The organism is Celeribacter sp. HF31, assembly GCF_011806455.1.
In the GTDB taxonomy this organism is placed as follows: domain Bacteria; phylum Pseudomonadota; class Alphaproteobacteria; order Rhodobacterales; family Rhodobacteraceae; genus Celeribacter.
In genome coordinates this window covers 1-25,783 of record NZ_JAATOT010000008.1, presented here as the reverse complement: position 1 = coordinate 25,783, position 25,783 = coordinate 1, and the positions used below count along the sequence as shown (strand labels likewise).

General features: G+C 61.1%; 25 protein-coding genes. 12 read left to right on the top strand and 13 right to left on the bottom strand.

What is annotated here, in order from left to right:
- Positions 1-28: 28 nt before the first annotated feature.
- The gene (locus HCZ23_RS16420; protein ID WP_167602835.1) at positions 29-490 is read right to left on the bottom strand and encodes an Lrp/AsnC family transcriptional regulator; all 462 of its coding nucleotides are present in this window, start codon (positions 488-490) and stop codon (positions 29-31) included.
- 141 nt (positions 491-631) lie between these two features.
- Between HCZ23_RS16420 and HCZ23_RS16415 the strand changes: the two genes are divergently transcribed.
- The 5 genes from HCZ23_RS16415 to HCZ23_RS16395 all read left to right on the top strand — a co-directional run bounded on the left by HCZ23_RS16415 (position 632) and on the right by HCZ23_RS16395 (position 4,737).
- Positions 632-946 (top strand): DUF2849 domain-containing protein, encoded by a 315-nt coding sequence (locus HCZ23_RS16415; RefSeq protein ID WP_167602834.1) that lies wholly within the window; start codon positions 632-634, stop codon positions 944-946.
- Positions 939-2,609, top strand: a complete 1,671-nt coding sequence (locus HCZ23_RS16410; protein WP_167602833.1) for a nitrite/sulfite reductase — start codon at positions 939-941, stop codon at positions 2,607-2,609. The genes HCZ23_RS16415 and HCZ23_RS16410 overlap by 8 nt, the downstream gene beginning before the upstream one ends.
- On the top strand, positions 2,599-3,387 hold the full coding sequence (locus HCZ23_RS16405; RefSeq protein ID WP_175580918.1) for a phosphoadenylyl-sulfate reductase: 789 nt from the start codon (positions 2,599-2,601) through the stop codon (positions 3,385-3,387). The genes HCZ23_RS16410 and HCZ23_RS16405 overlap by 11 nt, the downstream gene beginning before the upstream one ends.
- Complete coding sequence (locus HCZ23_RS16400; protein WP_167602832.1) at positions 3,384-3,782, top strand: DUF934 domain-containing protein; 399 nt, start codon at positions 3,384-3,386, stop codon at positions 3,780-3,782. The genes HCZ23_RS16405 and HCZ23_RS16400 overlap by 4 nt, the downstream gene beginning before the upstream one ends.
- Before the next feature lie 103 nt (positions 3,783-3,885).
- Complete coding sequence (locus HCZ23_RS16395) at positions 3,886-4,737, top strand: ferredoxin--NADP reductase (protein WP_167602831.1); 852 nt, start codon at positions 3,886-3,888, stop codon at positions 4,735-4,737.
- 134 nt (positions 4,738-4,871) lie between these two features.
- On the opposite strand, the gene HCZ23_RS18010 is transcribed toward HCZ23_RS16395, so the two are convergent.
- On the bottom strand, positions 4,872-5,642 hold the full coding sequence (locus HCZ23_RS18010) for a translation initiation factor 3 (protein ID WP_167602830.1): 771 nt from the start codon (positions 5,640-5,642) through the stop codon (positions 4,872-4,874).
- Positions 5,643-5,878: 236 nt separating this feature from the next.
- On the opposite strand from HCZ23_RS18010, the gene infC reads away from it, so the two are divergent.
- Entirely contained in the window at positions 5,879-6,430 is a 552-nt protein-coding gene (gene infC / locus HCZ23_RS16385) for a translation initiation factor IF-3 (RefSeq protein WP_167603018.1), read from the top strand.
- Positions 6,431-6,496: 66 nt separating this feature from the next.
- Here infC and HCZ23_RS16380 read toward each other — a convergent pair whose 3' ends face one another.
- The 11 genes from HCZ23_RS16380 to HCZ23_RS16330 all read right to left on the bottom strand — a co-directional run bounded on the left by HCZ23_RS16380 (position 6,497) and on the right by HCZ23_RS16330 (position 19,145).
- A complete protein-coding gene (locus HCZ23_RS16380; protein WP_167602829.1) occupies positions 6,497-8,179 on the bottom strand; it encodes a putative transporter in 1,683 nt (560 codons plus the stop codon).
- A 182-nt stretch (positions 8,180-8,361) separates the two neighbouring features.
- Entirely contained in the window at positions 8,362-9,327 is a 966-nt protein-coding gene (locus HCZ23_RS16375; RefSeq protein ID WP_167602828.1) for a molybdopterin biosynthesis protein, read from the bottom strand.
- A 407-nt stretch (positions 9,328-9,734) separates the two neighbouring features.
- Positions 9,735-11,828: an enoyl-CoA hydratase-related protein gene (locus HCZ23_RS16370; protein WP_167602827.1), complete on the bottom strand. Its 2,094-nt coding sequence runs from the start codon at positions 11,826-11,828 to the stop codon at positions 9,735-9,737.
- A gap of 227 nt (positions 11,829-12,055) precedes the next feature.
- Positions 12,056-12,262 (bottom strand): hypothetical protein, encoded by a 207-nt coding sequence (locus HCZ23_RS16365; RefSeq protein WP_167602826.1) that lies wholly within the window; start codon positions 12,260-12,262, stop codon positions 12,056-12,058.
- Positions 12,263-12,304: 42 nt separating this feature from the next.
- Positions 12,305-12,493, bottom strand: a complete 189-nt coding sequence (locus tag HCZ23_RS16360) for a hypothetical protein (protein ID WP_167602825.1) — start codon at positions 12,491-12,493, stop codon at positions 12,305-12,307.
- An 81-nt stretch (positions 12,494-12,574) separates the two neighbouring features.
- Positions 12,575-12,910, bottom strand: coding sequence for a TraR/DksA C4-type zinc finger protein (locus HCZ23_RS16355; RefSeq protein ID WP_167602824.1), 336 nt, complete (start codon positions 12,908-12,910; stop codon positions 12,575-12,577).
- Between the two features lie 100 nt (positions 12,911-13,010).
- Complete coding sequence (locus HCZ23_RS16350; RefSeq protein ID WP_167602823.1) at positions 13,011-14,159, bottom strand: flagellar motor switch protein FliM; 1,149 nt, start codon at positions 14,157-14,159, stop codon at positions 13,011-13,013.
- Between the two features lie 115 nt (positions 14,160-14,274).
- Positions 14,275-16,974: an ATP-binding protein gene (locus HCZ23_RS16345; RefSeq protein WP_175580917.1), complete on the bottom strand. Its 2,700-nt coding sequence runs from the start codon at positions 16,972-16,974 to the stop codon at positions 14,275-14,277.
- On the bottom strand, positions 16,974-17,285 hold the full coding sequence (locus tag HCZ23_RS16340; RefSeq protein ID WP_254870352.1) for a hypothetical protein: 312 nt from the start codon (positions 17,283-17,285) through the stop codon (positions 16,974-16,976). The genes HCZ23_RS16345 and HCZ23_RS16340 overlap by 1 nt, the downstream gene beginning before the upstream one ends.
- A complete protein-coding gene (locus HCZ23_RS16335; protein WP_167602822.1) occupies positions 17,278-17,691 on the bottom strand; it encodes a response regulator transcription factor in 414 nt (137 codons plus the stop codon). The genes HCZ23_RS16340 and HCZ23_RS16335 overlap by 8 nt, the downstream gene beginning before the upstream one ends.
- A gap of 116 nt (positions 17,692-17,807) precedes the next feature.
- On the bottom strand, positions 17,808-19,145 hold the full coding sequence (locus HCZ23_RS16330; protein ID WP_167602821.1) for a helix-turn-helix domain-containing protein: 1,338 nt from the start codon (positions 19,143-19,145) through the stop codon (positions 17,808-17,810).
- A 462-nt stretch (positions 19,146-19,607) separates the two neighbouring features.
- Between HCZ23_RS16330 and HCZ23_RS16325 the strand changes: the two genes are divergently transcribed.
- From HCZ23_RS16325 to HCZ23_RS16300, 6 genes are all read left to right on the top strand, one after another.
- Positions 19,608-20,948: a substrate-binding protein gene (locus HCZ23_RS16325; protein ID WP_167602820.1), complete on the top strand. Its 1,341-nt coding sequence runs from the start codon at positions 19,608-19,610 to the stop codon at positions 20,946-20,948.
- 173 nt (positions 20,949-21,121) lie between these two features.
- Positions 21,122-22,153, top strand: a complete 1,032-nt coding sequence (locus HCZ23_RS16320; RefSeq protein WP_167602819.1) for a branched-chain amino acid ABC transporter permease — start codon at positions 21,122-21,124, stop codon at positions 22,151-22,153.
- A gap of 3 nt (positions 22,154-22,156) precedes the next feature.
- Positions 22,157-23,386 carry a branched-chain amino acid ABC transporter permease gene (locus tag HCZ23_RS16315; RefSeq protein ID WP_167602818.1) on the top strand — a complete coding sequence of 410 codons (1,230 nt, stop codon included), beginning with the start codon at positions 22,157-22,159 and terminating at the stop codon, positions 23,384-23,386.
- Between the two features lie 240 nt (positions 23,387-23,626).
- Positions 23,627-24,388: an ABC transporter ATP-binding protein gene (locus tag HCZ23_RS16310; RefSeq protein ID WP_167602817.1), complete on the top strand. Its 762-nt coding sequence runs from the start codon at positions 23,627-23,629 to the stop codon at positions 24,386-24,388.
- Between the two features lie 3 nt (positions 24,389-24,391).
- Positions 24,392-25,141 carry an ABC transporter ATP-binding protein gene (locus HCZ23_RS16305; RefSeq protein ID WP_167602816.1) on the top strand — a complete coding sequence of 250 codons (750 nt, stop codon included), beginning with the start codon at positions 24,392-24,394 and terminating at the stop codon, positions 25,139-25,141.
- Positions 25,142-25,193: 52 nt separating this feature from the next.
- Positions 25,194-25,783: AMP-binding protein (locus HCZ23_RS16300; RefSeq protein WP_167602815.1), on the top strand; the 590-nt coding region annotated here is incomplete at its 3' end.

Here is a 25,783-nt window from a genome sequence, read left to right as displayed (position 1 = left end):
CCGGGGGTTCAAAACCCCCGGCATCCTCTCAAAGCGGCAACATCGTCGTCGACTTGATCTCTTCCATCGACAAAAGCGCTGTCACATTATAGATCGACACCTCCCCGATCAGCGCCTGATAGAAGTCGTCATAGGCCTTGGCGTTTTTCACCCGGACCTTGAGGATATAGTCGATCTCGCCTGCCAGCCGGTGCGCCTCCAAAACTTCGGGGCGTTTTTGCAGCACCTTCAGGAACTTCTCCTGCCATCCCGCCTCATGCGCGCTGGTGCGGACCAGCACAAAGAAACAGGCCTCAAGGCCGAGGCTTTCCGGGTCCAAAATCACCGTCTGCTGACCGATGACGCCGGCGTCCTTCATTTTGCGGATGCGATTCCACACCGGCGTCTTTGAAGAGCCGACTTTTCGGGCAATTTCGTCCAGAGACTGGCTCGCATCGCGTTGCAGCTCGGCCAGAATTTTCCGGTCCATCGCGTCGATCTGGTCCACCATTTCGATTTTCCTTTGCATATCGGAATTCCGGCCTTCCTGCCGCTAGGGAAAGGAACAATCATCCTTATCTCTCCGCGCATATGGCCAGATATTGGGACAATGTTCTAAATTAACGGCAAGAAATCGCAAGTTGGAAAAGCCATGCCGCGCCCGTTTACGCCCAAAGCCATCACCGCCAACGCCCTTTTGGAGGGCGATGTGATCTATCTCGACCACAGTGGCCAGTGGGTCCGCGACCTGCGTCAGGCCCGCGCATTCACCGAGGCCGAGGTGGCCGAGGCCGCTCTGGCCGAGGCCGCGAAAGACGGCATGGTGGTCGGGGCCTATCTGACCGACGTCAAACTGGGCGAACACGGGCCGGAACCCACGCATTTCCGCGAGGAATTCCGCCGCACCGGACCGTCCAACTATTTCCACGGAAAACAGGAAAGCAAGGAGGCCGAAGCCCATGTATAAGTACAACGACTTCGACGAAGCCTTTGTCCGCGCCCGTGTCGCTCAGTTCTCCGCTCAGGTGGCCCGCCGCATCGACGGCAGCCTGACGGAGGAGGAATTCCGTCCCCTGCGCCTGATGAACGGCCTCTATCTGCAACTTCACGCCTATATGCTGCGGGTGGCGATCCCCTATGGCACGCTCAACAGTGGCCAAATGGATCAACTTGCCCATATCGCCGAGACCTATGATCGCGGCTACGGCCATTTCACCACGCGGCAGAATATTCAGTACAACTGGCCGAAACTGCCCGACGTGCCCGCGATCCTCTCGGATCTCGCGGATGTCGAAATGCATGCGATCCAGACCTCCGGCAACACGATCCGCAACGTGACCGCCGACCATTTCGCGGGTGCGAGCGCCGATGAGGTCGCCGATCCGCGCCCTGTGGCCGAGCTGGTGCGTCAGTGGTCCACCGATCACCCGGAATTCCAGTTCCTGCCGCGCAAATTCAAAATCGCCGTCTCCGGCGCCAAAGCCGACCGCGCCGTGATCAAGGCGCATGACATCGGGCTCTACCTGCGCGAGCAGGACGGCGAGATCGGCGCTCAGATCATCGTCGGTGGCGGCCTTGGCCGCACGCCGATGGTGGGTAAGGTGTTGAAAGACTTCGTCTCTCTCGCAGACCTTTTGCCCTATCTCGAGGCCACCGTGTCGGTGTGGAACCTCCTGGGCCGTCGCGACAACAAATACAAAGCCCGGATCAAGATCACCGTGCATGAGCATGGAATCGAGGACATCCGTGCCCGCGTCGAAGCGCGTTTTACCCAAGTCAAACCGCTTTTCGGCGGCATCGACATGGCGATGCTCGAAGAGATCAAAGCCGCCTTTGCACCCCCCGCCTTCCGCGAGGCTGCGACCGAGGCCTATGACCGCGCTTATGCGACCGACCCGGTGTTTCGTGCCTGGGCCGACACCAACCTGAGCGCACATAAGGCGCCGGGCTATGCCATCGCAACCGTGTCGATCAAGACGCCGGGCCAGACGCCGGGGGATGCTTCCGCCGATCAGATGCGAGTGCTGGCGCAGCTGGCGCGCGACTATGGCCATGACGAGTTGCGCATCTCGCACGAACAGAACGTCATCCTGCCGCACGTCCATAAATCCGACCTGCCGGCGATCCACGCAGCACTCAAAGAGGCCGGGCTTGCCGCGGCCAACATCGGTCTGGTGAGCGACATCATCGCCTGCCCCGGTATGGACTACTGCGCGCTGGCCACCGCCCGGTCGATCCCCGTGGCGCAGGGCATTGCGACGCGGTTCGATGAGCTGAAACTCGAACATGAGATCGGCCCGCTCAAGATCAAGATCTCCGGCTGCATCAACGCCTGCGGGCACCACCATGTCGGTCACATCGGCATTCTGGGCCTCGACCGCGCCGGTGTGGAGAACTACCAGATCACGCTCGGCGGCGATGGCACCGAGGATATGGTGATCGGTGAACGCACCGGACCGGGCTTTGCCTATGACGAAATCATTCCCGCAATCGAGCGCATCCTTGCGACCTATCTGGAGCTGCGCGAGGCCCCCGAGGAAACCTTCCTCATGGCCTATCGCCGCCTCGGCATGGCGCCGTTCAAGGACGCGCTCTATCCTCCGAAAGAGGAAAAAGCGAATGCCGCATAATCTGGCGGAAGCCCTCTCTTTGCGTGAGGAGTTCGGCTCGGTCGACGACCGTGTCGCCCGCCTCAACGCGCGCTACGCCAACCATTCCGCGACCTCGGTGCTGGAACTCGCACTGCGGGACCGGGAGTTGGGGCGGATCGCGCTTGTGTCGTCTTTTGGCGCCGAAAGCGTTGTGCTTTTGCACATGATTTCGGTGATGAAACCGGACACGCCGGTGATTTTCATCGACACGGAAATGTTGTTCGAAGAGACGATCCAGTATCAGCTCGACCTGATCGACAAGCTCGACCTGCGCGATGTGCGGCGGATTTCGCCGTCTCCGGCGCGTGTGGCGGCGCATGATCCCGACGGCTTGTTGCACCTGTCGAACAAAGACGCGTGCTGCGATCTGCGCAAGACTGTGCCGCTGCAAAACGCGCTTGGCAATTTCGACGCCTGGATCACCGGACGCAAACGCTTTCAGGGCGCGACCCGCGCCACGCTCGATTTCTTCGAGAACGAGGAGAACACGCGGATCAAGATCAACCCGCTGGCCTATTGGGCGCCCGAGGATCTGAAAGACTATATGATCAACAACCGCCTGCCGCGCCATCCTTTGGTCGCGAAGGGCTACCCCTCAATCGGCTGTGCGCCCTGCACCAGCCCGGTCAAAGACGGCGAAGACCCGCGCGCGGGCCGCTGGCGGGGCGAAGACAAAACGGAATGCGGGATTCACTTCGTCAACGGCAAGATCGTGCGCGGTCCCATCGGCGGCCCCATCACAGGAGATGCATCATGAGCGTGATTGTACGCGACACCGGATTTGTGACCGAGGATTACGCCGGAGAGTGGGTCGACCTGCCCTCCGACACCGATCCCGAAAGCCTTGCGCAGCACGGCAATGCGGCAGCGATCCGCATCGCGTTTCCGAGCCACACGGACGGGCGCGGCTTTACGCTCGCGCGTCTTCTGCGGCTTCAGGGCTTTCAAGGCCGTCTGCGCGCCGAGGGTCATGTGATCTGTGAGCAATACGCCATGGCGCGGCGCTCTGGCTTTGACGAGGTGGAGATCAGCGAGACCCTCGCCGCGCGTCAACCCGAAGAGCTTTGGCTGACGCGCGCCGATTGGCGGGCGCATGACTATCAGTCGCGGGTGCGTGGTAGCATCAGCAGCGGCTTGCATACCGAGGCCTAAGCGGTCACAAAGGGCGCACTCCAGCCTGCGCCAGACGTGATCTCACCTGATGTGGATCAAAGATGTATCCACGATACCCTATAAAAATGGCGCGAGACAGAACATGACCGAGTTGAGCCCTGTGACAGAAAATACCGTGAACGAAGTAAAGTCCAAACCCGTCCCCACCCTGCCCGATGCCGCCAAAGTTCTGGAGGTCAAGCACTGGAACGACCGGCTGTTTTCCTTCAAGGTCGAACGCCCGGCGAGCCTGCGGTTTCGCTCCGGCGAATTCGTCATGATCGGGCTGATGGGGGAACCGAACGCGGCGACGGGCAAGGCGAAACCTTTGCTGCGCGCCTATTCCATCGCGTCGCCGTCGTGGGAAGAGCATCTGGAATTCTATTCGATCAAGGTGCAGGACGGTCCGCTGACCTCGCGTTTGCAGCATATCGAAGCGGGGGATGAAATCATCCTGCGTCCGAAACCCGTCGGCACCCTGGTGGTCGATGCGCTTTTGCCGGGCAAGCGTCTTTGGTTCTTTGCCACCGGCACAGGGATCGCGCCTTTCGCCTCGCTGATGCGTGAGCCGGAGGTTTACGAGAAATTCGACGAGGTGATCCTGATGCACACCTGTCGTGAGGTCTCCGAGTTGGAATATGGGCGGCAACTGGTCGAGCACATCAAATCGGATGAGATTCTGTCGGAAATCGAACAGGGCAAGCTGCGCTATTACCCGACCACGACCCGCGAAGAGTTCCACCACATGGGCCGCGTGACCGACAACCTCAACTCCGGCAAGGTGTTCGAGGATCTGGGCATCGCGCCGATCAACCCGGAAACCGATCGCGGCATGGTCTGCGGCAACCTGGCGTTCAACAAGGACATCATGGCCATTCTCGACGGCTTCGGTCTGCGCGAGGGCGCCAATTCCGAGCCCAAGGAATATGTGGTCGAGAAGGCCTTCGTGGACTGATCAGCCTTACAGGCGAAACGAGACAAACCCCGCCTTGCGCGGGGTTTTCTTTTGAGTATTTGCCCCAAGAAAAAGACAAAAACCGCGCAAGATGATCTTGCGCGGCTTCCATTTTGTTCGGGATATCCTGAGGCTTACATGCCCAGAAGGGTGCGGGCCTTTTCCAAGATCGCGGTCAGGATTTCCGGGTTGTTCTGAGCCTGGGTCATGCCGGTGATGATGGTCGACTTCGCGGTCTCGGAGAGGCCGGAGGCGTTCACCACTTCGGTGGCTTTGTCGAGATCGAAACCATCCACGGTGAGCACTTCGGCAGCGGTCGCCATGTCGAAAGCGGGCGCGGTGCCTTCTTCGGCGGCGGGCTCGGTCACCATGTCGGTGGCGGTTTCCGTTGCAGCCTCTGCGGCATCGGCTGCGGATTCGACAGCATCGGCAGCGGCGTCGGTTGCGACATCGGCTGCGGCTTCGGCGGTGTCGGCGGCCTCTTCGGCCATGTCAGCCGCAGTGTCTGTCGCAGCGTCGACCGCGTCAGATGCGGTGTCGGCAGCGGTTTCGGCGGCATCCGTAGCGGCTTCGGTCGCGGCTTCGGTGGCCTCAGCGGCTGCGTCAGCGGCGTCGGTTGCGGCATCGACGGCAGCTTCGGCAGCGTCAGAGGCGGCTTCGACTGCGCCTTCGGCAGCAGATTCGACGGCATCGGTCGCGGCCTCAACAGCGTCGGAGGCGGCCTCGGCTGCGTCTTCGGCGGCTTCGGACGCGGTATCGGCGGCGTCGGTCACGGCATCAGCGGCCTGTTCCATCACGGTGCCGGTGGTGGTTTCCGTCTCAGCGGCTTTCTCTTCTTCTTTACAAGCTGCCAGGGAAAGCGCGAGGCTGGTCATCAGAGCGCCGGTCAAAAAACGTTTGGTCATTGTGTGTCTTCCTCACCAAATGCATGGGCCACGAAGGATGTGGCCGGACTGGGGCAGTCTAAGCTCCCCCTCCACTGCGGCATATGACATGCGTGTTACAGGAATGTAAGGGCCGCATCGCCGGTTTTTTCCCCGCAAGCGGAGATGTGCGAGAACTCGCCGAATGCGGGTTGAAAGCGGGCGCGTTTGGCCTTATTTTTCCGCAACACAAATGCAATGACAGACAGGAGCTTACCATAGCCCGTAGACCGCATAACGCCCCGCCGACCCGTGACACCGGACCGCGTATCAACGAACGCATCCGCGCACCGGAAATTCGCCTGATCGGCGCCGAGGGTGAAAACGTGGGGGTTGTTCACCCCGCGAAAGCCATGGATATGGCCGCAGAGGCCGGATTGGATCTCGTCGAGATTTCTCCGAATGCCACTCCGCCTGTGTGCAAGATCATGGATTACGGCAAGTTCAAATACGAACAGCAAAAGCGTGAATCCGAAGCCCGCAAGAAACAAAAGATCATCGAGATCAAGGAAGTCAAATTCCGTCCCGGCACCGATGTTCACGATTATGAAGTCAAGATGCGCAATGTGGTCAAGTTCCTTGAGAATGGCGACAAGGTGAAAGTTACCCTGCGGTTCCGCGGTCGTGAGATGGCGCACCAGGATCTGGGCCGTCAGCTTTTGGAACGCGTGGCCGAGGACACCAAGGAAATCGGCAAGATCGAGAACATGCCGAAGATGGAAGGCCGCCAGATGGTCATGATGATCGGGCCGCTGCCTGCCAAGGGCTAAGATTTCGAGTCTTTTGAAATGACAAACCCCGGGCCTTGTAGGCGCCGGGGTTTTTCTTTGGGCAGTTTAGAACGCCCCTGCCCCCATGCCTGCCAGCACGAGCACCAGCACCTGCGGCGCCAGAATGCGCAGGAACATCACCAGCGGGTAGACGGAGACATAGGCCACCGAGGCCGCGCCCGTTTTGCTCATCGAGACGGCAAAGGCCAGCGCGGGCGGATCGGTCATGGAGCCGGCCAGAACACCGCAGAGGCTCAGGTAATTGAACTTGCCAACCACCCGCGCGATCACGCCGACGACCAGCAGGGGCACCAGCGTGATCAGGATGCCATAGCCCATCCAACTGAGCCCGTCGCCGTGGAAAAGCGTGTCAAAGAACCGATCGCCTGCGACGATGCCGACGACGGCCAGAAACAACACGATGCCGAATTCGCGCAGCGCATGGTTGGCCGCGGGCGGCATGTACCAGGTGAACGGCCCCCAATGGCCCAGACGCCCCAAAAGGATCGCGGCCATCAACGGCCCGCCCGCAAGGCCCAGCTTCAACGGCGCTGGCAGGCCGGGGACAGCAAGAGGGATGGACCCCAAAAGCACCCCCAAGGCGATGCCGAAAAACAGCGCCGGGAAATGCACCTCTTGCAGCCGCGCGTTCTCATTGCCCAGTTGATGCGCCACCGCGTCGATGTCGGGTTGCGAGCCGACCACGGTCACGATGTCGCCAAAGGCCAAGGTCGAAGAGGCCTGCGCCGGAAGTTCGACGCCCGCGCGGTTGATCCGTGAGACGGTGACCCCGTTGCCTTCCAAAAACGCAAGCTGGCGCAAGGACTTGCCCAGGACCCGCTCTTTGGTCACCACGAGGCGGGACCAGGTGAGACGCGTGCCTTTCGTGGTCATCGCGGCGTCGATCTCGCGGCCCAGAATGAGCTTCATCGCCTGCAATTTCTCTTTCGGGCCGACGAGGTGCAGGCAATCGCCCAAATGCAGGATCACATCACGGGTCGGCACCACCAACTCGTCGCCCTGTTTCATCCGCGAGGCCACAACGCCATGATCGAAAAGGTCCGGCACATCGCCCAATTTGATACCATCGAGATTGGCATTGGTCACCGCGATGTTCATCGACGGAAGCGCCTCTTCACCGCTTTGATTTTCCGCCTTATAGGCGGCCTCTTCGCGCTCAAGGACGATTTTGAACACAGCCCGAATGACGAACATGGATGTCAAAATCCCTAGGATCCCAAAGGGATAGGCCATCGCGTAGCCCGTGCCGGAATTCGCCACCTCGGAAGCCGGAAAGCCCGCATCGCCCAGCACCTGTTGCGCCGCCCCCAGCCCCGGAGTGTTGGTCACGGCCCCAGACATGACGCCCACGAGCACCGGCAAGGGCAGATCGGCCAATGCATAGATCACCAAGGTCATCGCGACCCCGCCCAAGACGATGCCAATGGCCGCGAGGTTGAATTTGAGGCCGGATTTGGCGAAGGAGGAGAAAAAACTCGGGCCGACCTGAATGCCGATTGTGTAGACGAAAAGGATCAGGCCGAGCTCGCGGATGAAATGCATCACCTCGCCATCGAACTCTATCCCTGCACGCGAGGCGAGATGTCCGATGAGAATGCCGGAAAACAGCACGCCGCCGATGCCCAACCCCACCTTTCGGATTTGGATTTTACCCAGCAAAAGACCCAGAGCGCCCGCGAGGCAGAGCGCCATGGTGGTCAGGGCGATATCGGAGAGAGGCAAAGACATGAGACACGCTTTCTGGGGGAGGAGCCCCGGCTGTCGTAAAGTCGAATTTGGCGCGACTGTGCACGCCTCACGCACAGAAGTAAGTGATATGTGTCAATTTTCTGCAAATGCATAACGGTCATGCAAGGGGAAATCCCGACCCTTGCCGTAGAAAACGGATTTCGCCCATGAATTATCCGCCATTATCCGCGCGGCAAAAGCCCCCCGACGCCCAGGTCGGCCAAATCGTCATCCGAGATGCTGACCCCGCAGACCAGCCGTTCAAAGACCCAATCCGTCCCATTCAGAGCGCTCAGGCGGGCACAGCCCGGCAGGCCCAGAATGGGCACGGAGCCAAGCCCACCTGCGAACATCGAGGCACCGGGATCGACCGGAATGCCAAAGCGCGTGATCACGCCCCCGGCGCGGCGCACCGCCTCGGGGGCGACATCATGACGGTCCACCGTAGCCCGCGCAGGCAGGATCAAGACGACATCTCCGGTGACCGACAAAAGTGCCTCGGCGAGGGCCTCTTCGCGATGGGCAACCACGAGGCTCTCGGCCAATTTGAGCCCCAAAAGGGCCAGACGGGCGCGAATCGCCGCCTCGGCGCCCTGCCCCGCTTCGCCGCCCTCAATGGTCTGGATCAGCGTCACCGTCTCCGCCAGCACGGGCCGCAGGCGGATCATATCTTCGCCCTCGCTCACCACCCGCGACAGGGCAGAGCGTTTCACCGCCAGCGGCACGATCCGTAGCCGCGCGACGAGCTCGCCCGCACACACGCGTTGAAATTGCCCCCGTGTGATGACAGCGATGCCCTCATCGACCCGGTTCATCCGGGTGATGCCCTGTGTGTCGAGACCGACCACGCCGGGGGCCGTGGCGATCAGGTCGAGACAGCCGTATTGGCTCAGCTCGCGCCGCAAAAAGGCATCCCCCAGATGCGGCACAAGCGCCTTGGCCAGCCGCTCGACGGCCTCATCTGCGGGCACATCGTGTGTCTCCCCCTCCACCACCGGGATCTCTGCAATCCCGGCCATGGTCAAGGCCGCGATGTCTTCGGGGCCAATCCGACGCCCGCGCGCGATTTTCGCACCAGAGCTCAGTGTGATGTCCCGCGCGAGCCAAGCCCCTTTCGCCAGTCGCACCGGTCGGCTTTCAAAAATCATCCAAACCTGCCTTTCCCAGCCCCAGAGTGCACGCTCCATGAGGCATGACAAGGGTTACCACGAGCTGAACGAGAGCCGGACAGGACAGGAACAGGCAAAAAAAGAGGCGTCACAGGAGAAACGCAAACCCTGTGACGCCAGTATGGTATTCTGCCCACGCACAAAAGGCAGGATACGGCGCGGACGATCGGAAGGAGAGTCCGCGGGAGGAATGCAGGGCGCCTCGTCTGACTGCTGACACTGGAACCCTGCGCTCGGGATAAGGAATATGTCAGAGGATTCGTGAAAACATTGATCTCGATCAACCGCATCTTCGAAGGAGATATTGACCACGCTGCAGAGCGGCAAAAATCAGTGAAAACCAGCGTTTTTCGTCAAAAAAATCGCCCCGAAAAATCTTACAACCCTCAGAGAAGGTTCAAACTTTCGAAATTATCGCCATTTTTGATCAATTCGCGCCAGATTGTCGCAGGCTCCCAAATTTCCGGTGCCTGATCGGCAAAGCTGCGCAGCCGCATTTCGGCATGCAAGAGCCCCATGAGATCGACCGCCTTCATCGGACCGCCGCGATAGCGCGGATGCCCCTTGGCCAACATCATCACCACGTCGATGTCGACCGGATGCTCGGCACGGCCCGATTGTAACAGCCGCGCGCCCGCGTTGGCTTCGGCCAGAACGATGCGTTCGTAGATGTCCTGATCCGTCAGATGCAGGTCCGGCACACCGCCTTGTCGACGCAGATCGGCCAGAATGGCTTCGGCTTCCGTATCGTCGCGCGCACCGTCGTCGCGATAGTCGTAAAACCCTTGGCCCGCGGCTTTGCCCTTGCGGCCTTCGCTGACCAAAAACTGCGCCACGGCACCGGACATATGCGGGAGACCGATCGCATCCATGACTTCACAGGGTCCCGCCGCACAGCCATACGACCGCATCACCGCATCAATCCGCGCGGGCCGCGCGCCCATGAGCAAAAGCACGTCGACGGCGGACCAACCCGCCTCCTGCACGACATTGGCAATCAACCCATCGCGGGCGCGGACGGTCACCGGCACCTTGCCGATCCGCTGCAAGAAGTCGTGCGCGGTGGCCAGGGCCGTCAGATCGACGCCGTCGCAGCGCGCCAGTTCGACCACGCGGATCGCCTGTGAGGGAGCAAAGAAATGCAGCCCGACAAAGCGTTCCGGATGGGCCAGATCCTGCGCCATCCGCGCAAAGCCGCGCTCTGCGACGGTCGCCAGAACAGAGGTTTCGGGCAGGAATTCCTCGATCCGGGCCAAAAGCCGCGTGCGTGCGTCAATCGAACCGGCGGTGGCGTCGAGCACAAGATCGGTCTCGGCCAGCCTGTTGATTTGCGTGGTCGCGACCAGGGATTTGAGACGCGCATCGCGTTGCTCGGCCGTGAGTTGCCCCTGTTGCACCGCGCGGGTGTAGACCGAATTGATCCGCTGCTCATCGCGCACGAGCTGGTCGGCGGAGTTGCCCAGCAGTCGGACCTCGATCTCATGATCGAGGGCCGCCATCACGATGCCGAGCGCGAAATTCCCCGAGCCCACGAGGCCCAGCGTCTTGACCTCTCGCGGGACGGCGCCCTCTGCTCCGATCAACCGCGAAGCGCGGCGTTCGGAGAAAAACGCATGACGCAGGGCTTTCGCCTCTTCGGTGGCAAAACACTCTTCGCGGGCGACCATTTCACGACGCACCCCGGCCTCGTAGGGCAGCATGAGCGCCGCCTCGACACAGTCGATGATCCGCGCAGTCGCAATGATCCGCGCGCCGCGGATTTCTTCGCGCCGTGCTGTAATTTCCTTGAAATAACCGGCCCCATCGCGCAGGCCCTCGGTGCGATCCTGGCTGGGACGCGGGCCTTGTCCGGCGGCAACAAGGCGTTTCGCAAAGGCCATCGCCGCCTCGCCCACGCGTTTATGCGCCAAGTCGTCCACCAGGCCAAGCTTGGCCGCTTGCGGCCCTGAGACCGGGCGCCCGGAGAGCAGCACGTCCAACGCCGGTCCAGCCCCGATGAGGCGCGGCAGGAGTTGCGTCACGCCGCCTGTCGGCACAAGGCCAAAGGTGATCTCGGGCGCCCCCAGACGCGCGGCGCGGCCCATGACGCGGTAATGCGCCGCCAGCGCCAGCGCCAACCCGCCTTCAAGCGTGGAGCCGTGCAAAGAGGCGATGACAGGTTTGGGACAGGACGACATCCGCGCGCAAAGCGCGTTGAGGCTGGGCTCGGGCTCCTGTGCCTCGAGTGTGTCTGGCGCAAAACCGGTGCAAAAGGAGGCTCCGCTGCCCGACAGCACGATGGCTTTCACCTCCGGGTCCGCCTCCGCCTCGGCCAAGCTGTCCCAAAGCGCCTGGCGCAGCTCTTGGGTCAACAGATTGAGCGGTGGGCGCGACAGGCGCAAAAGCACGACCTCGCCCGCGCGCTCCAAGACCACGGCGGGTTCATGCGCCGCGCTCTGTCGTCCAATCTGACCCGGTTCCACCAGCTTGGTTTCACTCATACTCACCGCCCCCTGACGTGCTGCGGGGATGGCACCTGACGTCACACTCCGATCGCTGCGCCGGAGTTATCCACAGGTTCCCCACAGGTTTTTCCACATCATGGCGGAGGGCATGCCCTTAAGGCAAGATGATTTGAGAGAGCAACGCACGGTGTGAGATGTCTCCGGGGTGTTGCGACCTAAAGCGTTTCTGCTCCAACCCGGAGTCAGGTTTAAGCAGAAACGTCTTAGGCCGGTGGGTAGATCCTGTCGGCGGCGCTCTCTTCCAGCTCCGCCTCCAGACGCACGAGGTCATCGGGCAATGGCAGGCCCAAGGCGGAAAGCTCCGCCAGTTTTTCGCGCAGGCTCTCCTGCAAGATATGGCGATCCGCCGGGCGCGCCGCGATTTCGTCCAGAATCATATAGACCTGAGTTTTCAGGGCTTCGAACGCCATGGCGCGCTCCTTTCTTGAGACATTTGCAGGCCTTTGCGGCGCTCAGACCGGCATATTGTCCCACATGTCGTCATCGTCGTCCTTCGTGGCCTCCGGGTGGGCAAAATGTGCCTCCGGCTCCCCAAAGGACTGATGCAGCTTGCCTTTCAGGGCCTCTGCCGTCTTTTCGTCTTTCACCAGATCATCGACGATCTTGTCGATTTCCGCATCGGTTTTCGTCACTTTGGTCATGTCTTTCCTCCCTGAAGTCATGGTGTTTGGCAAGGTCACATCACGCTTCGCTGTATCCTCCTCACAGGACAGCGCGACCTCTCAATGACGCGCGGCGTTGCGGGCGGCGCAATCCCGGCACACTGGGGTATAGGGTAGCACATCGAGGCGCTCTGCGCTGATTTCTTCTCCGCAGACGGCGCAAAATCCGTATTCATCAGCATCCATCCGCTCAAGGGCTGCGTTGATCATCGCGATCTCGGCCTTGCCGGAGGCGCCCATGCTTTCGAGAACTTCATCGCTTTCGCGTTCGGTGGCCAGGTCTTCCCAGTCTTTGGATTGATGGGACTCCAGTTCGGCATCGATCTCTTCGAGACGCTCGGTCAGTTCGGCTTTGCGGTCCAACAATTGCGCGCGTCTTTTATCATATGTGCTCATGATGGCTCCTCCCTGATATTTAAGGATCAATCCAAATCCCGGGAAAAGCCTTGATTCACATCAACAGACGGTGCGAAATCCGGGGCAAAATCTGAGCGATTTACTCAAGTGGCGGAAGCTCGCCCATGGCCGGGAAGCCCTCGCCGTCATCCATGCCTCCGAGAGGCGGCAAGTCCCCCAGCGGAGGAAGGTCGCCCCCACCAAGCGGCGGCAGGTCTCCCATCGCGGGCAAGTCTCCCATGGCGGGCAGATCGCCGAGATCGGGCAGATCATCGCCCGCCATATCGCCCATCCCCGACAAGGCCGGGAAATCGGAGGGGCCGGAAAGCCCGCCCATATCGCCCGCGCCAAACATATCGCCGTTCAAATCCTCTTCGTCCTCGCCTTCGACGCAGAGAACGACCCGCAGGGCGCGTTTTCCATTGATCTGTCCCAGTCGCCCACGGCTGACCAGACGGTCATCGGCCCGCAACTCGACCCGCGACAGCGCCTCGCGCGGGATCGGGATCATCATGCCCTCGGTCAGCGAAGTGACATCGGCGAGCGTCAGGCGTACCCGGTGCAACACCGTGTCGAGACGCGCTTCGGATTTCATGACCACATTCTGGAACGTGCTGCTGAAATCCCCCGCGCCCTCGTCCAGGGTTTTCGGCTTCGGCGCCGCATAGGGGAAGACAAAGAACACCTCGCCCTCGCGCCCGCCGCGCCCGAGTTTCACAGACACGCGGTAAAGCCGGTACGGCACGTCGTCGAAGGCAATCGCGATGGAGCGCGCCTCGCGCAATTGCGCGGCAACGTGAAACCCCGCAACCTCCGGCGGATCGGCGACCTCGGCGACATGGGTTTCGAACTGACGCAGCACCCGATTGCAGAGTTCCGAACACATCACCGCGTCCGTGGACGTCGGAGGGCGGTCCTCGGGCGGCAGGGTCAAAACCTTGCCGGTGGTCTGTTGTTCGACAATGGCGGAGACGGCATTCTTGTCCCAGACGGCCAGCCCATAGGCGTTGTTCGGCCCCTCCAGAAGCGACAGAAGCGCATTGTCGGGCACTTGCCCGGGCAGGCGCGAAATCGCAGAGCGTTCTTCAACAACCTCCGTGACCTGAAGCACCAGACCGATCGTGTCCTCCGCCGCTTTCGCCATGGCGAGGCGCAGCGCCTTTGCCGGTGACATGGGCTGAACATCCGGGGGCGGACGGCCCACGCCCGCCTTGCGGCGCATCGCGGAAATGATGTCGGCGTCTGACATGGCGGCGGCAGGCTCTCAGGCAGGGGTTTCGCTCAAATGGACTCCCGATCCTTTTTCAACGCTTAAAGTAAACAAATCATTGAAGCAGGACAAAAATTCGCCTGATCGTCGGTTCTCAGTTGCGCCCCCGTACCCGAGGCAGCTCAAGCCGGAAGGCCGCGCCGCCCTGCCCCGGCAGATAGGCAATCGTGCCGCCCAGATTGGCCATGATCTCGCGACAGATCGCAAGACCAAGCCCCGCGCCGCCTGCTTTGGCCTGATCGGTCAGACGCGAGAATTTCTCGAAAATCACTGCCTGTTTGTCTTTCGGAATGCCGGATCCGTTGTCGATGAAATCGATCTGGAGGCGGTCGTCGCTTTTGCGGCGGACGTTTATCGTCAACTCAGGGCGGGGCGCATCGCAATATTTGCGCACATTGGCGATGAGGTTGATGAAGACCTGCGCCAGACGGTCCGGGTCGGTCTCAATCGCGATATGTTCAGACAATTCGTTGCGCCGGATCAGCAGCCGCACGCCGCCGCCCGCCTCGGAACTGGCATGCAGTGCCCGGTCGATCACGTCATGCAGGTTGGCACGCGCCCAGTTGAGGCTGACCTGACCGTTTTCCAACACGGAAAGATCGAGCAAATCGTCCAAAAGCCGCGTCAAACGCCGCGCCTCGTCATGAATGATCGTGGAGAACCGCTCAAGGCTTTCGGCGTCCATCTCGCCCGATTGCCCCGCCTCGCGCAGGATCTCGGAAAACGCCCGGATCGAGGTCATCGGCGTGCGCAATTCATGCGAAATTTGCGAGAGAAACGCGTCCTTTTGAATGGAGAGCGCGGTGAGTTTTTCATTGGCCTCACGCAATTGCCGTGCGGTGCGCGCGAGCTCTTCGGACTTCAGCTCAAGCTGGCTCGAATATTCCATCATCTGCGCGGTTTCATCGGCCACGGCCATCAGATCTTCGACCGAGACCAAGACACCGCCCGCGATCTGGCCCAGCATCGCATGCGCCGTGGCGGCGCCGACGGAGCCCGCCATTTCGCGCTCCAACCGCTCGATGAAAGCGGGCGTGGTGTCGGGAAGGTAGCCTTCCTTGCCCTGCGCCTCCGCCTCAGATTGGAACAGGCTCTGCGCCTCGGCGGGTCCTAAAATGCGCTGCGCCATGACCAAGAGGTCCTCAGCCTCGGCAAAACCATGCGACCAACCGCGCGTCGAGCCGGAATGCTCGAACACATTGACGAATTGCGCGCCCTGAAGCCGTTCGACCGGGCGCGGGAAGGACAGGAGCGAACCGAGGATGAAGATGGCGGTGTTGAGCGCCAGAGACCAGCAAATCGCATGCACCACCGGATCGACACCATCGACACCGAACAAGGCCTGCGGACGCAGAAGGGTGAGGCCGAAGGGGCCATGGGCCAAAAGCTCCGGCGTAAACCCGGAAGCTGCACCAAAGGAGGGCAGGAACATCGTGTAGGCCCAGACCACAAAACCCATGACCACCCCGCCGATGGCGCCGACCCGCGTGGCACCGCGCCAGAAAATGCCGCCCAACATGGCGGGCAGGACCTGCGCCACGCCGGTGAAGGAAATCATGCCGATGGAGGCCAGTGCTTCTGAGCCGCCGGAGAAATGGAAGTAGAGGTAGCCCAACGCCAGCACGCCAAAGATCGACAGGCGCCGCGCGTAGAGCACGACGCGGCGCACATCGCCCGAAACCATCGCACCGCCCGAACGCGACGACAGCCAGATCGGCATGACGATGTGGTTCGACACCATGGTCGACAGCGCAATGGCCGCGACGATGACCATGGAGGTGGCCGAAGAAAAGCCGCCGAGGAAAGACAGGGTCGCCAAGACGCGGTGATCATAGTGCAGCGGCAGGGTGAGGACGAACATGTCGGGATTGGAGCCTTCGGGCAGGACCTGAAGGCCCACGACCGCAATCGGAATTACGAAAAGCGACATGCCAAAGAGGTAGAGCGGAAAGGCCCAACCGGCTGTGAACACATGGTTTTCATCGGAGTTCTCGACGACCAGAACCTGAAACATCCGCGGAAGCGTGATGAGGGCAGCCGCCGACAACATGGTGAGCGCGATCCAGCGCGTGCCCACGATCGGATGCTGTGAGACGGGCGAAGCGTCGATGCGCGCCATCAGGTCCCCGACCCCGTCGGAGAGCCCCCAGACGACAAAGACCCCGACCGCCACCAGCGCCATGAATTTCACAATGGCTTCCAAGGCGATGGCGGTCACCACGCCATGGTGGCGCTCGTTGGCGTCCAGGTTACGCGTGCCAAAAAGCGTGGTGAACAACGCCAGCCCGGTAGCCACCCAAAGCGCGGTTTTGTCGAGATCGGGCAGCACCGCGCCTGTCGGATCATTGGCGCCGAAGACCGCAAAAGACAGCGCCACGGATTGCAATTGCAACGCGATATAGGGCGTCGTGCCGATCACCGCCAAAAGCGTTACCAAGACACCCAAAGTGGTCGATTTGCCGTAGCGAGACGAGATCAGATCAGCCACAGAGGTGATCCGCTGCACCCGCCCGATCCGCACGAGTTTGCGCAAAATCCACCACCAGCCGATCATCATCAACGAGGGTCCAAGGTAGATCGTCACGAACTCCAACCCCGAGCGCACCGCGTAGCCCACGGCCCCGTAAAAGGTCCAGGCGGTGCAATAGACCGACAGCGACAGCGTGTAGACCCAAGGAGAGCGCAGCCAGCCCAAACGCCCGGCTTCGGCGCGCTTTTCGGCCCAGAAGGCCACAACGAACAACAGGGTGGCATAGGTGAGGCAGGCGAGGACAAGAATGTTGAACCGCAGCATCAGCCTGCGTCCTCATTCGGCAGGTCGCCGGGGTTTTCCGGGGTCTTCAGCGCCTCGACCGGGCCTTCCGCCCGACGCAAGGCCCGCGACAGCCAGATCGTCGCCAAAAGGCCCAAAGCCCAGACCACGAAGACATGCAAAAACGCCCGTGATCCCGCGCCGACGGGGCGATCCGTGCCCTCACCGCCCCATAAAAGCGGCAAGAGCCAAAGGCCGAACATGAGAAAGGGCAAGAGCCTCAGCGCGTCGATCAGCCGCCTGCGCCGGTAAGACGCGCGGGCCAGATAGAGCGGCGCGCGGCCCTCAGCCATGGCTTGTATCCGGGGAATTGTCCGGGTGCAGATCGGGGGATTGCATCGCCAGACGCCGCACAACCTCAAGCATTTCGGTGTTGGAAAACGGCTTGGTCATGAAATGCGACACGCCGGCGGCCTCGGCCATCTCGCGGTCCTTTTTCTGGCCGCGCGCGGTGAGCATCAAGACAGGCCGCGTGGCGTGATCCGGCATCTCGCGCAGCTCACGCAGGATCTCGAAGCCGGATTTGTTCGGCAGCATCACGTCGAGAATGATCACATCCGGCCGTTTGCGGTCCACCGCAGCCACAGCCGTCGCCCCATCCGCATGGGTCTCCACCGTCCAACCATCGCGCGACAGGATGAACCGGATCGCCTCGATGATGTTCGGCTCGTCCTCGATCAGGAGCACGCGCTGTCCCATAATTGCCTCTCTCCCCCTGGTTGATGCAGTTTATGGCGCTTTGTCGGGGGTCTGTCAAAAAATTGATAAAATCTGCGTTATGTCTCTTGTCATAGCCTAGGGGCACCACAAAGATCTCACCCCTCCTCCGGCACCTCCAGCACCATCGAGGGTTCGCGCCGCGCCGGGCACTCGATGCGGGCGCAGACTCGGCAGGAGGTGCCGATGCCATGCACCTCGCCGTCGCGCACCTCCATGTCGAGCTGATCCAAAGGCATAAAGAGCATCGTCGCCTCGATCACCTCGGGCGCATCGAAGCTTTCCGGGCGTTGGGGTTGCGCAATGGCGTAGGCGAGGTAGCGGCGCGGTGGTTGGCTATGCTGTTCGACCACACGTCTGACCGGCACCATGGGGCGCAACAGCGCCTGATAGAGCGGCCAGAGCGGACAGGCGGCGCCAAAGCGTGGCGGCGCGAAGCCGTCCAGAGGTTTGCGGTGGGTCAGCGCGCCGGAGCCGTCGCAGATCGCCAAGCCCATCGGCGGGCGCGTCTCAGACGCCGGAAGGCTCGCAAGCCGCCGCATCGCCGCTGAGAGTTCCACCCCCATGGCCTGCGCCAGCGCTGAAGGGTCTGGGCCGTGGCGCGAAATGATCGCCTCCACCATGGCTTGCGGCATTTTCTCGGCCTCGGCGCGGGCGCGCAGCACCCATTTGCGGGCCAAACTGCGGGCGGCGGGCGTGCGCAGACCGCCCTCGCCCGACAGATCAGGCATCTTGCCCTGCTCCAACTCCGGCAAACTGAAATCCCGCGCCGCCAGCCAAGCCTCGACCTCTTCGAGCGGCGAAGCCAGCGTATCCTCGGATTTGCCCACCGTATCGAGATAGCTCACCAGCGCCTGCGAGCCGTCGGCCAGACGTTGGCTGTCCTCATAAAGGTTGCGGTGAAAGCGCGCCTGCCAGTCGCGGTCGATCTCGCCCGCGTTGTTGAGAATGCCCGCAGTGGAGCGGATCGCCGTCACGGTGGAGAGCACCTCGTGCAGACTGTCCGAGAGAAACGGGTCATGCGCCAGACGGTCGTTCAGCGCCTCGACCCGGCGTTCAAGCGCGGTGATCCGGTTGCGCTGCGCCACCACGAGCGCCGCCCAGCCGGGAAAGCGCCCGGCGAATTCCTCGGCGCGTTGGGTTTCCGGCAGGCTGACCGGCTTGCCGTCCTGTGGCCGCAGCCCGCTGGTGCTGGCCGCCTCTTGCAGCCCCTCCATCAGCGGCAGTTCGGCCCCTTCTGAGAGCGCGGCCGGTTCCACCCCCAACTCGCGCGCCAGATCAATCAAAAGCTTGCCGCCGATTCTACGCCGGTTGTGTTCGATGAGGTTGAGATAGGCCGGAGAGATGCCCACAGAGCGTGCCAGATCGGCCTGTTTCACGCCTTTGAGTGTGCGTCTTTCCCGAATGCGCGTGCCCGTTAACGCTGATCTCGGCATGGTTTGACCTCACTCCCCCTTACGTATTGCCTTGTACAGTCCCGAGCCGTGAAACTCGTTTTTCAAACGCAGCACAAAATTCCGATGTCTTCTCAAGGCTTTTCCGCGCAGGCAAAGCACTGTATTCTGCACCTGCGGGAAAACAGATTTACAATGCATACCATGGCATTGTTTAATCATTAACAAAAAAAGTGTTAAATTAAAAGCACTTGTTGATGGGTTTTCGATGAATGCCCGATACTCTCCCCATCTCGTTTACAGTCAATGAGTGCCTCACACCTTGGCACAGACGAGATCCGTGCATCGCCCGGGCTTCGGGGAGGAACTCCGGGCGATGCACCGAAAGACCGCAGGCGGCCTGCCCGGGACGCATGTCTGTGCCAAATCTGGGCCAAATCTGGGCCAAATCTGGGCCAAATGCCTGCGCCGAATTTATGGGCCGAATATCTGGGAGGAATATAGATGTCCAAAACCGATCTGACACGCCGCACAGTCCTGAGAACCGGAGCCGTTGCCGGCGCCGGTCTGGCGCTGCCGACGATTTTCACCTCTGGCGCCCGCGCCTTTACCAATGAACCGATGGGCGGCACCGTGACGCTCGGGTTCAACGTGCCGCAATCGGGCGCCTATGCCGATGAGGGCGCCGACGAGCTGCGCGCCTATCAACTGGCGGTCGAACACCTCAATGGCGAGGGCGACGGCGGCATGCTCAACACCTTCAGCTCGAAGGTTTTGGAAGGCAACGGCATCATGGGCCACAAGGTCGAATATGTGACCGGCGACACCCAGACAAAATCCGATGCCGCACGCGCCTCGGCGAAGTCGATGATCGAGAAAGACGGCGCGGTGATGATCACCGGCGGGTCGTCTTCGGGCGTGGCGATCGCGGTTCAGGGACTGTGTCAGGAGGCGGGCGTGATCTTCATGTCGGGGCTGACGCATTCCAACGACACGACCGGGAAAGACAAGAAAGCCAATGGCTTCCGTCATTTCTTTAACGCTTACATGTCGGGTGCGGCCCTGGCGCCGGTGTTGGCGGCGCGCTACGGTGCGGATCGCAAGGCCTATCACCTGACGGCGGATTACACATGGGGCTGGACCCAGGAAGAAAGCATCGCGGCGGCGACCGAAGCGCTCGGTTGGGAAACCGTGAACAAGGTCCGCACGCCCTTGGGCGCGGGCGATTTCTCGTCCTACATCACGCCGGTGTTGCAGACGGATGCGGATGTGCTGATCCTGAACCACTACGGCGGCGATATGGTCAATTCGCTGACCAACGCGGTGCAATTCGGGCTGCGTGAAAAGATGGTCAACGGCAAGAATTTCGAGATCGTCGTGCCGCTCTTCTCGCGTCTGATGGCGCGCGGTGCGGGTGAGAATATCAAGGGCATCCTTGGTTCCACCAACTGGCATTGGTCGCTCACGGATGAGGGGTCCCAGGCCTTTGTGAAGAGCTTTGGCACCAAATACGGCTTCCCGCCGTCGCAGGCCGCGCACACCTGTTATGTGCAGACCCTGCTCTATGCGGACGCCGTGGCGCGTGCCGGGTCGTTCAACCCCTGTGCCGTCGTCGAAGCCCTCGAAGGCTTTGAGTTCGACGGGCTGGGCAACGGGCCGACGCTCTACCGCGCCGAGGATCACCAGTGCTTCAAAGACGTACTCGTGGTGCGCGGCAAAGAGAACCCGACCTCCGAGTTCGACCTCTTGGAAGTGGTCGAGGTCACCCCGGCGTCTCAGGTCACCTACGCCCCGGATCACCCGATGTTCGCAGGCGGCGCACTGGGCGCCTGTAACGCGGGCTAAGCCGTTTCACGCGCGGGGATTTCTCTCGGGAAATTTCCCCTAAAGGCAAGAGGCGGCCCGAACCGTAAGAGCGGCGGGCCGCCCATATTCCACACTACAGTCAAACCAAAGGGCCCCTTGCGGATTTCTCCCGCGAGACCGGGTGAGGTTTGGCGCACTTCCCGGGGGGAACCATGGAAACCATCCTTCTGCAATTGCTCAACGGGCTGGACAAGGGCTCGGCCTATGCGCTCATTGCGCTGGGGCTGACCTTGATCTTCGGCACATTGGGCGTGGTCAATTTCGCCCATGGCGCGATCTTCATGATCGGCGCTTTTTGTGCCGTCACGCTGTCCAAGCTGTTGAACCTGTCGTTCGAGACGATTGACCCGGAGAAACTCGATTTCCTCGGCAATCCGGCCAAGGTCAAGACGCCCTATGTCGAGGCCTGGTTCGGCCCCGAGTTTGGCCATGCCTTGATTGACTGGTCGGTGCCTCTGGCGATCCTGTTTTCCATTCCGATCATGATCGCGGTGGGGTTTGCCATGGAACGCGGGCTGATCAAGCATTTCTACAAACGGCCGCATGCCGACCAGATCCTCGTGACCTTTGGTCTGGCGATCGTGTTGCAGGAGATCATCAAGTATTTCTACGGCGCCAACCCGATCTCGACCCCGGCGCCCGATGCGTTCAAGGGCTCCTTCGATTTCGGCGCGATGCTGGGGTTCGATCCGAATATGATCATCTATCCCTACTGGCGCCTGATCTATTTCGGCTTTGCCGCTGTCGTCATCGGCGCCGTGTTCTCATTCTTGCAATTCACCACCTTTGGCATGGTTGTGCGCGCCGGCATGGCAGATCGCGAGACCGTGGGGCTTTTGGGCATCAACATCGACCGGCGGTTCACCATCATGTTCGGGCTCGCCTCGGCGGTCGCAGGCGTGGCGGGGGTGATGTATGCGCCGATCCTCTCGCCAAACTATCACATGGGGATGGATTTTCTGGTGCTCTGCTTCGTCGTCGTGGTGGTCGGCGGCATGGGGAGCCTTCCCGGTGCGGTCGCGGCAGGCTTCCTCTTGGGCATTTTAGAGAGTTTCTCGTCGATGAATGCCGTCAAGTCGGTGCTTCCCGGCATCGACCAGATCATCATCTATGTCGTCGCCATCGTGATCCTTCTGACCCGTCCGCGCGGTCTGATGGGCAAAAAAGGCGTGATGGAGGACTAAAATATGTTCGGGCTTAACAAAAAAGACAGCTCTTTCCTGCTGATCGTGATCGCGCTCACCATCGCGACACCGATCCTGTTGCAACCCTTTGCCGAAGGCTCGGAGCTGGCGCAGTTCAACGGCGGCTATCCCGATCTGATGCAGAAGATCGCCATTTTCGGCATCTTCGCGGTCGGGTTCAACATCCTCTTCGGCCTCACCGGCTATCTCAGCTTTGGCCACGCGGCATTCTTAGGCATCGGCTCCTATGCCGCCGTCTGGATGATGAAACTTTTGACCATGAATGTGATCCCCGCGATCCTTTTGGCCATGCTCGTGTCCGGCCTCTTCGCCGCCGCCATTGGCTATGTCTCGCTGCGCCGGTCGGGCATTTATTTCTCCATCCTGACGCTGGCCTTCGCGCAGATGTCCTACAAGATGGCCTATTCGGTGCTGACCCCTCTGACCAATGGCGAGACCGGCTTGCAGCTTGCCCTCGATGATCCGCGCATCCTCGACGGGGCTGTCGAGGGTAGCTCGCTGCCTGTGACCAACATCTTCGGCCTCGCGATGAATTCCTCTTATAAACTGGAGGCTTTGGGCCGGGTGTTCACCTTTAATGTTGGCTATTACTTTTGCGCGTTCATCGCGATCCTGGCCTTTTACGTCGCAATCCGATTGTTCCGGTCTCCGTTCGGCATGATGCTGCGCGCGGTGAAATCGAACCAGCAGCGGATGACCTACACCGGCCTTGATCCCAAACCCTACACTTTGGCGGCCTTCGTGATTTCCGGCATGTATGCCGGGCTTGCGGGCGGGCTTTTGGCGGCGATGGACCCGCTGGCGGGCGCCGACCGGATGCTTTGGACGGCCAGCGGTGAAGTCGTGATCATGACCATCTTGGGCGGCGCAGGCACCCTGATGGGGCCGGTTCTGGGCGCAGGCGTGATCAAATATCTCGAGAACATCTTCTCGAAGATCAACGAGAGCGTGCTCCATGGCTGGTTTCACTGGCTGCCCGACGGCGTGGAAGATGTGGTGATCTGGATCTTCGCGCGGTTTACCGGCGAGGGCTGGCACCTGACCCTTGGCGTGACCTTCATGCTGGTCGTGACCTTCCTGCCGGGCGGTCTGATCGAAGGGCTGCGGCGGCTGTCGAAACGGATCAAACATGGCTCGCAAAAGCGCGACAAATACGATGACCCGGACCCGGAGCACCGCCCCGGCCCCGGCAAACGTGTGGCAGGAGAATGAAAATGACCTCACTCCCGACCCCGGCGCGAAACAAAGGCCGCAGGCCGCCGCGCCATCGGGCATGCGCCAATCGCATGCTTTCAGCATGGCCCGTCCCTCGGTCTGGCGATTTGCAAAGCACCACACCGATTCAGTGTTTTTCGGATTTTGCCAACATAAAGCACACCGCTGAAACCTCTTATCGCCAGCCCCCGGTCAGTCGACCGCACGGCTTGGACACCACAGTCAGGAGGACCACACATGGGAATTCTTGAAGTCAAAGGCGTCGGCAAACGCTTCGGCGGCCTTCAGGCCCTGGGCGACGTCAATCTCTCCATCGAGGAAAACACCGTCCACGCCATCATCGGCCCGAATGGCGCGGGGAAATCGACGCTCCTCAATTGTCTCGTCGGCAAACTCATCCCGGATGAGGGCTCCGTCACCTTCGCGGGCACCTCGGTTCTGGGCCGCAAACCGCATGAGATCAACCAGCTGGGCATTTCCCGCGTCTTCCAAACCCCTGAAATCTTTGGCGATCTCACGGTGATGGAAAACATGATGATCCCCTGTTTCGCCAAACGCGACGGCGCCTTTCGGATGCATGCCATCGAGAGCATCGAAGAAGAGGCCGAGCTGATCGCTAAGGCCGAAGCCATGCTCGCAGACGTCGGCATGTTGGAGAAACGCGAGATGATTGCGTCCTCCATGTCGCGCGGCGACAAGCGGCGGTTGGAGATCGCCATGTGTCTGGTGCAGGAACCGAAACTCCTGTTGCTGGACGAACCCACCGCGGGCATGGCGCGGGCCGACACCAATAACACCATCGCATTGCTCAAAGAGATCAAAGAGAAACGCGACATCACCATCGCGATCATCGAGCACGATATGCATGTGGTGTTTTCCCTGGCCGACCGGATCACCGTTCTGGCCCAAGGCACGCCGCTCGTGGAGGACACCCCCGACAATATCAAGGGCAACCCCAAAGTCAAAGAAGCCTATCTGGGCGAAACGCAGCAGGTGTAAAAGATGAGCGACAATTTTAACCCGAATGCCAACCACGCCAGCACTGCGCCCGCGTTTTTCTCTGCCTGGGATGTGCATGCGTACTATGGCGAAAGCTACATCGTGCAGGGCGTCACCTTTAACATCCACGAGGGCGAAATCCTTGCCCTTCTGGGCCGTAACGGCGCGGGCAAGACCTCTACTTTGCGCGCGCTGGCCCGGCTCGACAGCCCTGCGGTGACCCATGGCGAGATCTGGCTCGACCACAAACATCTGCACACGAAAACCTCCTATGAGGCCGCCGTCGAAGGCATCGCTCTGGTGCCGGAAGATCGCCGCATCATCCCCGGCCTGACGGTGGAGGAAAACCTGCAACTGGCGCAGATCGTCGAACCCGTCGGCTGGTCTCTGGATCGGCTGTACGATCTCTTCCCCCGCCTGCGCGAGCGGCGCAAGCAAGAGGGCATCACGCTCTCTGGTGGCGAACAACAGATGCTCGCCATCGCCCGGGCGCTCGCCCGTGACATCAAAGTGCTCTTGCTCGATGAGCCCTACGAAGGCCTCGCGCCGGTCATTGTCGACGAGATCGAAAAGACGCTGCGCATCATCAAGGAGCAAGGCATCACCACCGTTCTCGTCGAACAAAACGCCGTACGCGCCCTCAACCTCGCCGACCGCGCGGTGATTTTGGACACCGGGCGCGTGGTCTATGACGGTAGTGCTAAAGAAGTGCTTGAGAACGAAGCGCTTAGGGCCGAATATCTGGCCATCTAAGACATTGCCCCTCCCGAAGCGCCGGGTCGGGCCAGCTTTGGGAGGAGCCAGCATGACCGACACATCCTATCCGCCATCCGACGCGTTTGCGGAGAACGCCTTGATTTCCGAGGAGAAATACGAAGAGCTTTACAAACAATCCGTCGAAGACCCTGTGTCTTTCTGGGCGGAACAGGGCAAAGTGCTTGACTGGATGGAGCCCTACACGCAGGTCAAAAAGACCTGTTTCGATTTCGGCCGCGTCGATATCAAGTGGTATTCCGACGGCGTCTTGAACGTCTCCGCCAACTGCATCGACCGCCATCTCGCCAAAAAATCCCTGCAAACCGCGATCATTTTCGAGCCGGACGATCCCAACGAACCCGCCCAGCACATCACCTATAAGGAGCTCTCCGACAAGGTGAATCGCATGGCCAACGTGCTCCTGTCTCAGGGCGTCATGCGCGGCGACCGGGTTGTGATCTACCTGCCGATGATCCCCGAAGCCGCCTACGCCATGCTCGCCTGTGCCCGCATTGGTGCGATCCATTCCATTGTTTTCGCGGGCTTTTCCCCGGACGCGCTGGCGAACCGCATCAACGACTGTGGCGCCAAGCTCGTCATCACCTCGGACACCGCGCCGCGCGGCGGCCGTCGCACGCC

Coding starts and splice junctions, on each gene's coding strand:
- HCZ23_RS16325 (WP_167602820.1), top strand. CDS start 19,608: ATGTCCAAAACCGATCTGACACGCCGCACAGTCCTGAGAACCGGAGCC.
- HCZ23_RS16330 (WP_167602821.1), bottom strand. CDS start 19,145: ATGCCGAGATCAGCGTTAACGGGCACGCGCATTCGGGAAAGACGCACA.
- HCZ23_RS16355 (WP_167602824.1), bottom strand. CDS start 12,910: ATGAGCACATATGATAAAAGACGCGCGCAATTGTTGGACCGCAAAGCC.
- HCZ23_RS16360 (WP_167602825.1), bottom strand. CDS start 12,493: ATGACCAAAGTGACGAAAACCGATGCGGAAATCGACAAGATCGTCGAT.
- HCZ23_RS16345 (WP_175580917.1), bottom strand. CDS start 16,974: ATGCTGCGGTTCAACATTCTTGTCCTCGCCTGCCTCACCTATGCCACC.
- HCZ23_RS16370 (WP_167602827.1), bottom strand. CDS start 11,828: ATGAGTGAAACCAAGCTGGTGGAACCGGGTCAGATTGGACGACAGAGC.
- HCZ23_RS16380 (WP_167602829.1), bottom strand. CDS start 8,179: ATGTCTTTGCCTCTCTCCGATATCGCCCTGACCACCATGGCGCTCTGC.
- HCZ23_RS16420 (WP_167602835.1), bottom strand. CDS start 490: ATGGTGGACCAGATCGACGCGATGGACCGGAAAATTCTGGCCGAGCTG.
- HCZ23_RS16415 (WP_167602834.1), top strand. CDS start 632: ATGCCGCGCCCGTTTACGCCCAAAGCCATCACCGCCAACGCCCTTTTG.
- HCZ23_RS16335 (WP_167602822.1), bottom strand. CDS start 17,691: ATGGGACAGCGCGTGCTCCTGATCGAGGACGAGCCGAACATCATCGAG.
- HCZ23_RS16315 (WP_167602818.1), top strand. CDS start 22,157: ATGTTCGGGCTTAACAAAAAAGACAGCTCTTTCCTGCTGATCGTGATC.
- HCZ23_RS16400 (WP_167602832.1), top strand. CDS start 3,384: ATGAGCGTGATTGTACGCGACACCGGATTTGTGACCGAGGATTACGCC.
- HCZ23_RS16410 (WP_167602833.1), top strand. CDS start 939: ATGTATAAGTACAACGACTTCGACGAAGCCTTTGTCCGCGCCCGTGTC.
- HCZ23_RS16340 (WP_254870352.1), bottom strand. CDS start 17,285: ATGGCTGAGGGCCGCGCGCCGCTCTATCTGGCCCGCGCGTCTTACCGG.
- HCZ23_RS16350 (WP_167602823.1), bottom strand. CDS start 14,159: ATGTCAGACGCCGACATCATTTCCGCGATGCGCCGCAAGGCGGGCGTG.
- HCZ23_RS16405 (WP_175580918.1), top strand. CDS start 2,599: ATGCCGCATAATCTGGCGGAAGCCCTCTCTTTGCGTGAGGAGTTCGGC.
- HCZ23_RS18010 (WP_167602830.1), bottom strand. CDS start 5,642: ATGACCAAACGTTTTTTGACCGGCGCTCTGATGACCAGCCTCGCGCTT.
- HCZ23_RS16375 (WP_167602828.1), bottom strand. CDS start 9,327: ATGATTTTTGAAAGCCGACCGGTGCGACTGGCGAAAGGGGCTTGGCTC.
- HCZ23_RS16395 (WP_167602831.1), top strand. CDS start 3,886: ATGACCGAGTTGAGCCCTGTGACAGAAAATACCGTGAACGAAGTAAAG.
- HCZ23_RS16310 (WP_167602817.1), top strand. CDS start 23,627: ATGGGAATTCTTGAAGTCAAAGGCGTCGGCAAACGCTTCGGCGGCCTT.
- HCZ23_RS16320 (WP_167602819.1), top strand. CDS start 21,122: ATGGAAACCATCCTTCTGCAATTGCTCAACGGGCTGGACAAGGGCTCG.
- HCZ23_RS16305 (WP_167602816.1), top strand. CDS start 24,392: ATGAGCGACAATTTTAACCCGAATGCCAACCACGCCAGCACTGCGCCC.
- HCZ23_RS16365 (WP_167602826.1), bottom strand. CDS start 12,262: ATGGCGTTCGAAGCCCTGAAAACTCAGGTCTATATGATTCTGGACGAA.